Source organism: Apibacter sp. HY039, from assembly GCF_004023655.1.
In the GTDB taxonomy this organism is placed as follows: domain Bacteria; phylum Bacteroidota; class Bacteroidia; order Flavobacteriales; family Weeksellaceae; genus Apibacter; species Apibacter raozihei.
Genome location: NZ_SAYM01000002.1, coordinates 716,395 through 726,941, shown reverse-complemented (window position 1 = coordinate 726,941; position 10,547 = coordinate 716,395). Strand labels below are relative to the sequence as shown.

The 10,547-nt window shown below is 32.4% G+C and carries 16 protein-coding genes; 11 read left to right on the top strand and 5 right to left on the bottom strand.

The window, feature by feature from the left end:
* On the top strand, window positions 1-1,007 hold a 1,007-nt coding region (locus EQ921_RS07420), incomplete at its 5' end, for an RHS repeat-associated core domain-containing protein (RefSeq protein ID WP_164875604.1).
* A 32-nt stretch (window positions 1,008-1,039) separates the two neighbouring features.
* Entirely contained in the window at window positions 1,040-1,369 is a 330-nt protein-coding gene (locus EQ921_RS07415) for a hypothetical protein (RefSeq protein WP_128331157.1), read from the top strand.
* A 113-nt stretch (window positions 1,370-1,482) separates the two neighbouring features.
* On the opposite strand, the gene EQ921_RS07410 is transcribed toward EQ921_RS07415, so the two are convergent.
* Window positions 1,483-1,764 (bottom strand): hypothetical protein, encoded by a 282-nt coding sequence (locus EQ921_RS07410; protein WP_128331156.1) that lies wholly within the window; start codon window positions 1,762-1,764, stop codon window positions 1,483-1,485.
* A 182-nt stretch (window positions 1,765-1,946) separates the two neighbouring features.
* Here EQ921_RS07410 and EQ921_RS07405 point away from each other — a divergent pair, with 182 nt between their 5' ends.
* Window positions 1,947-2,861, top strand: coding sequence for an RHS repeat-associated core domain-containing protein (locus tag EQ921_RS07405; protein WP_128331155.1), 915 nt, complete (start codon window positions 1,947-1,949; stop codon window positions 2,859-2,861).
* Between the two features lie 449 nt (window positions 2,862-3,310).
* On the opposite strand, the gene EQ921_RS07400 is transcribed toward EQ921_RS07405, so the two are convergent.
* Complete coding sequence (locus tag EQ921_RS07400; protein WP_128331154.1) at window positions 3,311-3,586, bottom strand: hypothetical protein; 276 nt, start codon at window positions 3,584-3,586, stop codon at window positions 3,311-3,313.
* A gap of 239 nt (window positions 3,587-3,825) precedes the next feature.
* On the opposite strand from EQ921_RS07400, the gene EQ921_RS07395 reads away from it, so the two are divergent.
* The gene (locus EQ921_RS07395; protein WP_221410480.1) at window positions 3,826-4,719 is read left to right on the top strand and encodes an RHS repeat-associated core domain-containing protein; all 894 of its coding nucleotides are present in this window, start codon (window positions 3,826-3,828) and stop codon (window positions 4,717-4,719) included.
* Window positions 4,720-4,733: 14 nt separating this feature from the next.
* Complete coding sequence (locus EQ921_RS07390; protein WP_128331152.1) at window positions 4,734-5,210, top strand: hypothetical protein; 477 nt, start codon at window positions 4,734-4,736, stop codon at window positions 5,208-5,210.
* Window positions 5,211-5,268: 58 nt separating this feature from the next.
* Here the strand turns inward: EQ921_RS07390 and EQ921_RS07385 are convergent, their stop codons facing one another.
* Window positions 5,269-5,544 carry a hypothetical protein gene (locus EQ921_RS07385; RefSeq protein ID WP_128331151.1) on the bottom strand — a complete coding sequence of 92 codons (276 nt, stop codon included), beginning with the start codon at window positions 5,542-5,544 and terminating at the stop codon, window positions 5,269-5,271.
* Between the two features lie 148 nt (window positions 5,545-5,692).
* On the opposite strand from EQ921_RS07385, the gene EQ921_RS07380 reads away from it, so the two are divergent.
* Window positions 5,693-6,598 carry an RHS repeat-associated core domain-containing protein gene (locus tag EQ921_RS07380; RefSeq protein ID WP_255424450.1) on the top strand — a complete coding sequence of 302 codons (906 nt, stop codon included), beginning with the start codon at window positions 5,693-5,695 and terminating at the stop codon, window positions 6,596-6,598.
* Window positions 6,599-6,867: 269 nt separating this feature from the next.
* Here EQ921_RS07380 and EQ921_RS07375 read toward each other — a convergent pair whose 3' ends face one another.
* Complete coding sequence (locus tag EQ921_RS07375; protein WP_128331149.1) at window positions 6,868-7,143, bottom strand: hypothetical protein; 276 nt, start codon at window positions 7,141-7,143, stop codon at window positions 6,868-6,870.
* A 236-nt stretch (window positions 7,144-7,379) separates the two neighbouring features.
* Between EQ921_RS07375 and EQ921_RS07370 the strand changes: the two genes are divergently transcribed.
* From EQ921_RS07370 to EQ921_RS07360, 3 genes are read left to right on the top strand one after another with little or no spacing between them, the layout of a single operon-like run.
* A complete protein-coding gene (locus EQ921_RS07370) occupies window positions 7,380-7,583 on the top strand; it encodes an RHS repeat-associated core domain-containing protein (RefSeq protein WP_128331148.1) in 204 nt (67 codons plus the stop codon).
* A complete protein-coding gene (locus tag EQ921_RS07365) occupies window positions 7,577-8,221 on the top strand; it encodes a hypothetical protein (protein WP_128331147.1) in 645 nt (214 codons plus the stop codon). Before EQ921_RS07370 ends, EQ921_RS07365 begins: the two co-directional genes overlap by 7 nt.
* A complete protein-coding gene (locus EQ921_RS07360) occupies window positions 8,218-8,715 on the top strand; it encodes a hypothetical protein (RefSeq protein ID WP_128331146.1) in 498 nt (165 codons plus the stop codon). The genes EQ921_RS07365 and EQ921_RS07360 overlap by 4 nt, the downstream gene beginning before the upstream one ends.
* A gap of 42 nt (window positions 8,716-8,757) precedes the next feature.
* Here EQ921_RS07360 and EQ921_RS07355 read toward each other — a convergent pair whose 3' ends face one another.
* Window positions 8,758-9,033: a hypothetical protein gene (locus EQ921_RS07355; protein ID WP_128331145.1), complete on the bottom strand. Its 276-nt coding sequence runs from the start codon at window positions 9,031-9,033 to the stop codon at window positions 8,758-8,760.
* Window positions 9,034-9,269: 236 nt separating this feature from the next.
* Here EQ921_RS07355 and EQ921_RS07350 point away from each other — a divergent pair, with 236 nt between their 5' ends.
* Both EQ921_RS07350 and EQ921_RS07345 read left to right on the top strand, forming a co-directional pair.
* On the top strand, window positions 9,270-10,169 hold the full coding sequence (locus EQ921_RS07350) for an RHS repeat-associated core domain-containing protein (RefSeq protein WP_255424449.1): 900 nt from the start codon (window positions 9,270-9,272) through the stop codon (window positions 10,167-10,169).
* 11 nt (window positions 10,170-10,180) lie between these two features.
* Window positions 10,181-10,435 carry a hypothetical protein gene (locus EQ921_RS07345; RefSeq protein ID WP_128331143.1) on the top strand — a complete coding sequence of 85 codons (255 nt, stop codon included), beginning with the start codon at window positions 10,181-10,183 and terminating at the stop codon, window positions 10,433-10,435.
* Window positions 10,436-10,547: the final 112 nt, after the last annotated feature.

The following is a 10,547-nucleotide window of genomic DNA, read 5'->3' as shown; positions in this document are numbered from 1 at the left end:
TCGTACAACACGTAGAATATGTACCTTTTGGCGAGGTTTTTGTGGAAGAACGTAATAACAGTTGGAATACCCCTTACTTATTTAACGGTAAGGAGTTGGATGAGGAAACAGGTCTTTATTATTACGGTGCAAGATACTATAATCCTAGGGAGAGTATATTCTTAAGTGTGGATCAAATGGTGGAGATGACCATGACGCCTTACCAGTATACGTATCAAAATCCAATCAATTATACCGACCCTACGGGTATGATGCCTAATAAAGGTGTAGATCCTACAGAAGGGAACGAGACTGAATTACCAGAAATTGTAATAACGGGTCAACGAAGTACGAGTAAAGTAGGTATCAAACATAGTTATTGGAACGGGTATACAGAAAATCAGGGAGCTGCCAGCATAAGATTACATACTGCAATTAGAACTAATCCAGCCACTAATGATATAGACCATCAATTGTTAGATGGAGCTGGAATGATTCCAGTTTTCGGAGAGGTATTTGATGGGATAAATGCAGGAATGTATGCATGGGAAGGAGATTATTTAAATGCTAGTTTATCTGCTTCCGCAATGATTCCTTTTATAGGATGGGGGGCGACTGGAGCCAAAATGGCATTGAAAAGCAATAAATCAATAAAACTTTATCGGGCAGTATCAAAGGCGGAATTAGATGATATAGCCAAAAATGGAGTAAGATTATTGCCTGGAGGATATGAAGATAAACTGTTTGCGATGAGTAAAAAAGATGCTTCAAATTTCGGTTATCTAAATTTTGGTAGGGATGAAACCCCTTTTACAATTATACAAACAAGTATTCCTAAAAAATTTGAATCATTATTGTATAAAGGAGAAATGGATGGAATGAAAGCTTTATCAGTTCCAGGGAACTTATTAAAAGAGCTATCATCTCCTAAAGTGTTTAATCATACATCAGTACCTTTCAATAATTTTGGGAGGTCTAAATGGAATACCTATTGGAAGAATTTTAATAAAAGGCATGGAAGTTTTTAAAAGTATTACAAGTAAATTAATTTTGATAAAAAATGAAACAATTACCTCAATTATTTAAAATAAAAGCAGAAATAGAAATCATACATAGAAAACATCCTTTTATCTCTGGTTATACTCCTGGTTTTATATTCGATGGGAGTGCGTTTATAGGGCAAAGATCTGGATCAATAAAGCTGTTAGATCGTAAGGAGATGGGGCTAAATGAAAAAGGAATAGTTGAGATTTATTTTTATATTGATGTTGATATTGAACAGGGGAAAACGTTTTCTTTTTATGAAGGTGGAACTAAAAAAGGTTTTGGAAGAGTCTTAGAAGTAATAGGCTGGGTAACATCGCCAGGGCATAGTGGAGAAGGTTGGTAAATTATTGAAACTATAAACTATCACTTGTAATAGTAGACTTCATTCAAAATTAGAGACAAATATTACAGTAAATATTAACAAGAAAACCCCGCTTAATAGCGGGGTTTTTGTTTTTAAGGTTTTTTATTCAATAGATCCAACAACTCTAACTCATCTTTAGGGATAAGGGATCGAATAAGTTGGAGGATATTGTAAATATCCCATTGAGTGTGTTCTGTGTAATTGGGGAACGAGAGGTCAGCTAATAAAGCGGTCTGTGTAATTTTACAAAGGGATTTCAGCGTAAAACCTAAGTTTTCGTAGTAGGGAATGGATTTTAGTTTTTGTAAAGTAAATAAGAAGTCTTTAGAGTTCAGTTTTTCATTAGAATTTGTTTGTACATTTTCGGTTTGCATAATGAATAATTATAAAAAAACGGCAGGTCACTGCAAACAAAATTTACAGAGTAGAAAAGTCTCGGGACTTTTATTCGAATTTTATCTTAAAATAGTATCTTTGTCAGGTAAAAAGTTGATTGAAATAGTTTGCTGTAGACTTGATAAGATATACAAACAGGAGTAATGTTTTTTAGAATGAAGTGATACCCAAAGGAAAAGATCTTTTCTTATGTAACGGTAAGGAGTTGGATGAGGAAACAGGTCTTTATTATTACGGTGCCAGATACTATAATCCAAGGGAGTCTGTTTGGTTGTCAGTGGATCCACTAGCTGAGAAATACCCGAATTTTTCGCCTTATGCGTATACGTTTCAGAATCCGATTAAGTATGTAGATCCACTAGGCCTTGAAGGGGAAGAAGTGAATGGTCCTGGAGACCCTCCAAAGAAAGAACTTCAGTCTGTTGCTGATGGATATGGAGATTTATATCAGAGAACTTATACTATCTCAATAACAGATTCTAAAAAAACTGCGAAAGAGATATTTAAGGATATTAATCAGAATTTTTCAAAATATACTAAAGGGCAGTCATATTTTTATATTTATTCTGGAGGTGAGGGAGAATTTTTACAAGAAGGAGATCAAATAGGTATTGTAGGAGGGCCTATTTATATGGAATCAAATAGAAAAAATTATTATAATGATGCTCAATATGAGGAAACAAAAAAAGCATCTTATGCTGTAGCAGATAATAAAGGTAATATATATATAGGGATGACTCATACAGGCGTAACAGTAATGAACTCATATATGGATGATGATAAGTGCATTTATAGTATGATGTTTCAGACATGGAAAGGACATCCAGAGGCTGGAACTATTACTTTTACAGCATCGGGGACGGGAAATAATGTTACTTTTAAAATATCTTCTAACTTAAGAGTAGGAACTTTTTCTGCTTGGATGGGGTATGATAGTTTTATTAGTAGTTTTGGGTATGATGCGCAGACTGCTCATTGGACTACATTTTTAAATAACGTGAGCAAATACTCTGGGTCTACAAAAAGTAATACTGTTAATTATAAAAATAATGTTGTTCCTTATAAAAATAAATAATTATGAAAGTATTTTATATAATAATTAATTTGATATTAATAATATCTATAGGGTTTTATTTTAGTTTTAAAGATCGTAGTAGCACTAGAATATTAGTAAGTCAAACTTTTGATAAAGAAGGTAATGTTTTGTCTCAAGTATATGAAGGAGGTCTAATCATAGAGAAGGATAAAAAGTATCAAGAATTGTTTTATGCTCAGTATTTAAATCTTTTTGCTAAAGTTATATTATTTAGTAGCATAATTTCTTTTGTGATATCAATGTTCCTTTGTTCAATATATGGAATGAAATGGTATTATTTATTTATAGGTATTATAGATATTTTATTAATAATATTATGTTGTATTGTTTGGTATGGGAGTGGATTTTATAATGGATAGTAATTAAATATATTTACAAAGAGATAATTTTAATAAAAACCCCGCTAAGTAATTAGCGGGGTTTTTGTTTTAAGGTTCTTTATTAAGTAAATCCAACAACTCTAACTCATCTTTAGGAATAAGCGAGCGAATAAGGGCAAGGATATTGTAAATGTCCCATTGGTTGTGTTCCGTGTAATTGGGAAACGAGATTTCCGCTAACAGGGCGGTTTGGGTAATTTTACAGAGGGATTTGAGGGTAAAACCTAAGTTCTCATAGTAAGGAATAGATTTAAGTTTTTGTAAAGTAACTAAGAAGTCTTTAGGGTTTAGTTTTTGTTTTGAAGACTTGTTTTGTGTTGTCATGGTAAAAAGGGATTAAGTTAAATAAAAAAAAGGCAGGTCGCTGACAACACATTCTACAGAGTAGAAAAGTCTCGGGACTTTCATTTGTATTTTATCTTAAAATAGTATCTTTGGTAGGTAAAAGAGTTGATTGAAATAGTTTACTATAGCCTTGTTTAGTTATACAAACTGGAGTAAGAGTTTTTTAGAAAAAAGTAGAAACCAAAGGAATTCACACTTTCGTATGTAAGGGTAAGGAGTTGGATGAGGAAACAGGTCTTTACTATTACGGTGCTAGATACTATAATCCGAGGGAGTCTGTGTGGTTATCTACCGACCCGTTAAGCGGTTATAATCCAATCTTTGAAACCGAGCATTACATTGACGGTCAGCATAATGGTGGAGTTTATAACTCGTTTAACCATAATACCTATGGTTATACCTACCAGAATCCTGTAACAATGGTAGATCCGAATGGGAAGCAAGCGCATTTTATGCATGGAACCGGTGATTGGGATGCAAATACCTATTTTAAAGGAAGTTTTGAAAATAAATTTAAAGCAAGGTTTGGGAAATTTTATTCATGGGGATGGTCAGGAAGTTTGTACAGTAGAGATAATGCATTTTGGAACGGAAAAGAAGGAAGGATTAGTACAGGGCATAGAATAGCAAAAGATGTTATAAAATCCATCAAGAGTAATATTTCAGGAGGGAAATACAGAGGGAAAGGTATTGCCATTGGAGGTCATAGTCATGGAGCTAAAGTAGCCAGAGTAGTAGCAAAAGATGTATATAAAGCCCTATCTTTAATGGTAAGCAAAGGAGAGTTAGATGAGATACCTACTATAAACTTAGTGATGGTTAACGTTCCTACCATAGTTAATGAGTCGGCATATAGTTTTACACCCATGGAACAGCTTCATATTAATTCCATTCAAGTAGATTCGAAAGCCGATCTTGTAGGTGGAGCAGGTCAGGGAATTACAGGTTCAGGCGCTTTGACGAATGAATTTTATCAAGATGCAAATTCACGGATAGAGTATAAAGATCAGTTGAAAACAGATATGTTTGGTTGTGGAATGTCTAATCATTGTGGACATGCAGACGCAAATGTAAATGTTTGGTATCCTAAGGTAGAGAAAGACTTGAAATAACAAAGAATTATATTATGAAAGTAAAGAAATCAGTAATTATACTTTTGTTAGTTTTTATATTCTGTACATCATTTATTATATGGTTTTGGCCGGTTAGAAATGATGATTACACAGAAATAAACTATCGTGAATTACCCTCAGATGTAAGAAATAAGTTCAAGGAAGTATATAATTATAAAGAACCTCCTAAAATATCATCTAAAGGAGATACTTTATGGTATTCCCCACCTTTTGTAGAATGCTATAATATGAATAAAGATTGTCCCTGTAAGATAGAGTCTAAAGGAGGAATTATAAGAGATGTATTTTTTGTATTTACCTCTTGTGCTAAGACAAAAAAGATGTCTTGGGGAATATTACAAAGAGTATTTATTATAAAAAATGATTCTATTTACTATCCCTGGAGTACTACTGCTGTTACTGAAACAGGAGAGTCTCGCTCAACTCTCATAAAAATAGATACATTAAAATTTAGAGTAGAAAAGATGTAAATATATCTTCTCTCTAAATTAATATGATAAAACCCCGCACTTAGCGGGGTTTTTTTATTTACTTTTCTTTATTGAGTAGGTCTAAGAGTTCGAGTTCATCTTTAGGGATAAGCGAGCGTAGGAGAGCAAGAATGTTGTAAATGTCCCATTGGTTGTGTTCCGTGTAATTGGGGAAAGAGAGGTCGGCTAATAAAGCGGTTTGGGTAATTTTACAGAGGGATTTGAGGGTAAAGCCTAAGTTCTCGTAGTCAGGAATGGTTTTTAGTTTTTGTAAAGTAACTAAGAAATCTTTAGGGTTTAGTTTTTCATTGGATGACTTTTTTTGTGTTTGCATTGTAAAAAGGGATTAAGTTAAATAAAAAGGCAGGTCGCTGCAAACACATTCTACAGAGTAGAAAAGTCTAAGGACTTTTTTTTAAATTTTATCTTAAAATAGTATCTTTGGCAGGTAAAAGAGTTGATTGAAATAGTTTACTATAGCCTTGTTTAGTTATACAAACTGGAGTAAGAGTTTTTTAGAAAAAAGTAGAAACCAAAGGAATACCCCTTACTTATTTAACGGTAAGGAGTTGGATGAGGAAACAGGTCTTTACTATTACGGAGCGAGATACTATAATCCGAGAGAAAGTGTGTGGTTGTCAGTGGATCCACTCTTTGAACAAACAATGACTTCGTATCAGTATTGTTATCAAAACCCAGTTAAATTTATTGATCCTACAGGGATGAAAGGAACAGATGATTATGTATTTGATGAAAATGGAAAATTTGTTAGGGTAGATAAAAAAGCAGGAGAAGATTTTTTAGTAATAGAAAATTCAAAAACTAAGCAACAAACACATTATGTATTTAATGATCCAAAAACAGATGTAGCGGCAATTAATTATAATATGAAAAAGTTTGGTTCTAAATTTAAAGAGCATACTTTTATATATGCAATGACTTCTGATTGGATTGATTTTCATGAGAAAGAGTCATGTATTGAGAAAATGAATTGGATATCTAGAAATTATAAAGCTTTAACTCAATCTAATGGAGGAAAGATGGATCCTTCAGCATATTCTTTACCTAGGATGTTAGCAGATGTTGGAGAAGGAGGAACCTGGACTAGTACAGAAATATTTACTGATAAAGGACCTCTTTTTATTAATCAAGGAGGAGGGAATCGAGCATATAATTATATGGATGAAGGTAATTTTATGTGGGGGTATTTTATGGTAGGTATTGGATTTACTACAAACGAAGCCTTAGATGGAGCAAAAAAAATTAATTCTAATGATACAAAAGCAGATTTAAATTCTATTAGAGAAGGAGGAAATTATAAAAATTTAATTGGGGTAGGTTCTTCAAATACTTTACCTGTAACAAATAAAAGTATATATGAAGATTAGAAAAAGAAAAAAAATATTAGGTTTGATAATATTGTTATTAATGCTTTTATTAATAATTTATTTGGCAAAGTTATTTATTATAGGGACTCAATATAATTTAGAAGCTAAGAAAGATGCTTTTGACAAGACAATTAAAGAATATAGAGGGAGAAATAGAGTAGAATAATAAATAATTTTATAAACATTAATTACCCTAATCTTAGACTATCCCAAAATTTAGACAGACATATAATTAATAGAAAAACCCCGCATTAGCGGGGTTTTTTTATTTACTTTTCTTTATTGAGTAGGTCTAAGAGTTCAAGTTCATCTTTAGGAATAAGGGAGCGAATGAGGGCAAGAATGTTGTAGATGTCCCATTGAGTATGCTCTGTGTAATTAGGAAAGGAGATTTCCGCTAATAAAGCGGTTTGGGTAATTTTACAGAGGGATTTAAGGGTAAAGCCTAAGTTCTCGTAGTCGGGAATAGATTTTAGTTTTTGTAAAGTAACTAAAAAGTCTTTAGGGTTCAGGTTTTCATTGGATGACTTATTCTGTGTTTGCATTGTAAAAAGTGATTAAGTTAAATAAAAAGGCAGGTCGCTGCAAACACATTCTACAGAGTAGAAAAGTCTCAGGACTTTTTTTTAAATTTTATCTTAAAATAGTATCTTTGGCAGGTAAAAGAGTTGATTGAAATAGTTTACTGAAGCCTTGTTTGGATATTTAAACAGTAAAAAGAGTTTTTTAGAAAAAAGTAAAAACTGAAAGAATAAATCCTTTCGTATGAAACGGTAAGGAGTTGGATGAGGAAACGGGTCTTTACTATTACGGTGCCAGATACTATAATCCGAGGGAGAGCGTTTGGTTATCTACCGATCCATTAAGCGGTTACAACCCGGTGATGGAAGTTGAGTATTACATTGATGGTCAACATAACGGAGGAGTTTATAACTCGTTAATCACAATACCTATGGTTATTGTTATCAGAATCCGATTGTGTTAGTAGATCCTAATGGTAAACAGGCTAGATCAAATGTATTAAATGGGAATAAACGAGAATATTTGCTAGGTGGAGAATTAACGATGGAGCCAATAGGGAATGGTGAAACGTTCAATGATTACGTTTATGCTCAAGTATTAAGCTTAAATAAAGGAAATGCTACTTTGCCGGCATTATATACTGTAAAATATACTAATGGAAAGCTAATTGATAAAAATGATATGGATTATTCAACCAATTGTTTTGGTTGTGTCTTAACTGGTGGGGTATATTTAATACCAGGAGGAGATGTCGGTAAATATTTAAAAGCATCAGGTTATCAAGAAATGAAAGGAGTGAGTAATTATAAAGAAGGAGATGTTTACTTATGGAAAGGAGGAGGACATATTATGGAAGCAGTAAAAAAAGATGGTAAATTGGTGTGGGAGAGTTATTTTGCAGGAGATGAAAAAGCTTATTATGGAAGTCTAAAGGATATTCTTTTATACAATAGAACTATAGGAGGAATGTCAGATTTAAAAGATGCTAAACTTTATAGGCCAGTTGTGCCTGATGTTAAAGATAAGATGTATGAATCTGTTGATGTTAAAGATCAAGTAGATATGATAAAAGAATTTAATAGTAATATAGGTGTAAGATGATACAGTATAATTTAATATTATTTATTTTATTTTGTTTTTTTATTTCATGTTCTCATAAGAATGAAAACACTTTTAAAGAGAGTGAGCCTGTTATAGAAAAGATGTATTTACCTTTTACAGAAGGGAGTTCTAATATCAATAAATTTGAAGCATTGCTTGGTGAATGGGATATTAGGAAAATAATAATTACTAAACGTGTAGAGGGCAAGCGAGATTCTGTTATTAATATAAATAAAGATACAACTATCCATATAAGTATAACAAGGAAAGGCATATTTAATAATGGAATTAGAATTGGTGAAAGCTTTGGGGAAAATAGTACTTTATTTACCTTAAAATTAGATACTTTAGAATGTAGATATTTTGTGATGGGTAAAGATATTAACAAGAGTGTTTTTTTTATAATGCAAAGTCCAAGTGTTAAATATTTAAAAAATGGACAATTAATTACTTCATTGAAGTCAAGGTTGTATTTAGTTAGGACATTAGAATGAAATAAAAAGAAAACCCCCGCTCATCGAGCGGGGGTTTTTTATTTACTTTTCTTTATTGAGTAGGTCTAAGAGTTCGAGTTCATCTTTAGGGATAAGCGAGCGTAGGAGAGCAAGAATGTTGTAAATGTCCCATTGGGTGTGTTCCGTGTAATTAGGGAAAGAGATTTCCGCTAGTAGGGCGGTTTGCGTAACCTTACAAAGGGACTTAAGTGTAAACCCTAAATTCTCGTAGTCAGGAATGGTTTTAAGTTTTTGTAAAGTAACTAAGAAGTCTTTAGGGTTAAGGTTTTCATTGGAAGACTTTTTTTGGGTTGTCATGATAAAAAAGATTAAGGGTTAAAAAATAGGCAGGTCGCTGCAAACACATTCTACAGAGTAGAAAAGTCTAAGGACTTTTTTTTAAATTTTATCTTAAAATAGTATCTTTGGCAGGTAAAAGAGTTGATTGAAATAGTTTACTGTAGACTTGTTTAGTTATACAAACTGGAGTAAGAGTTTTTTAGAAAAAAGTAGAAACCAAAGGAATTCACACTTTCGTATGTAAGGGTAAGGAGTTGGATGAGGAAACAGGTCTTTACTATTACGGAGCGAGATACTATAATCCAAGGGAGAGTATATTCTTAAGCGTGGATCCTATGGCAGAAAAATATTCGAGTGTAAGTCCTTATGCGTATACGTTTAATAATCCAGTTAAATATATTGATCCTACCGGAATGATGCCAGAGAATGGGGCAGGAGATCCACCTGGTAATGTACATTTTTTAATTCACACAGGTGGGGCGGGAGATTTTGTAGATGCGTTGAAAACAAGAGCTAAAGAAATCAAAAAAAATAATCCTAAAGACAAAGTTGTAGAGTTGACAGTTAAAGATCTAGGGAAACTAAAAGAAGTTGTTGAGAGCGAGGTTCAAAAGGCTAGAAAAGAAGGATATGGAATGACCGTTGAAGCTTCATTTTTTTGGCATGGTGGTACAGATGGACCGGTTGGTGAATTGGTAACCTTAGGACAATATAATTTGAGATTAGAGACTGGAGTATTTGACGATAGGGGACAATTATCTCCTGAAGGATGGGGGTTGATTGATTGGAATTTTGATCCTAATGGTAGTATAGCTGTTTTTTATGGTTGTAATACAGAACCTTTTGCTTCGAATTTTTTAAATTATTCTAACGTGAAATATTCGTCTGGTATGGCCGGATATTCGGGAGGTTCTTATACTTATAAGGGAGACTTTGATTCTAGTTGGTTTGGTTTGGGTAATGTTTATATGGTTACTCAGCAGGATGGTAAGATACTTCCCAAGAAAGTTTTTTCTCAAGAGTCAGGTATTGTTAGTATTTATGGCAATCTGTCTGTCAATAGTAAAGGTGCTGTTGTGAATGATACAGAGCAATCAAAGAGAAATTCTGCAAAAAGGAGAGCACCATCTATAATGAGGTTTCCTGCGCATTAAAATATAGAATTATGAAATGGAATTTTTTTAAAATTATAATTGTTTTTTTTATAATATTTGTATCTGTAAATATTATTGATTATTTAATATTGAAAGATCGTTATGTTATAAGAAACGTTGGTTTGCCATTCAATTTTTATCACGAGGTCTATGTAGATGGAGTAAAACAATATGGATTTTCTTTATTTAATTTATTTATAGATGGATTAATTATACTTTTAATTTCAATTATTTTAGTGTACAAAGTTATAAATAGAAAAAAGTAAATACATAGAATTGTTTTTTAATGAATATAACAATAATAAGCATTTCTAAAATTATCTATATTAAATAACAAAAAAAACTCGAGTGGGTAGACTGCATTCAAAAATTATAGAC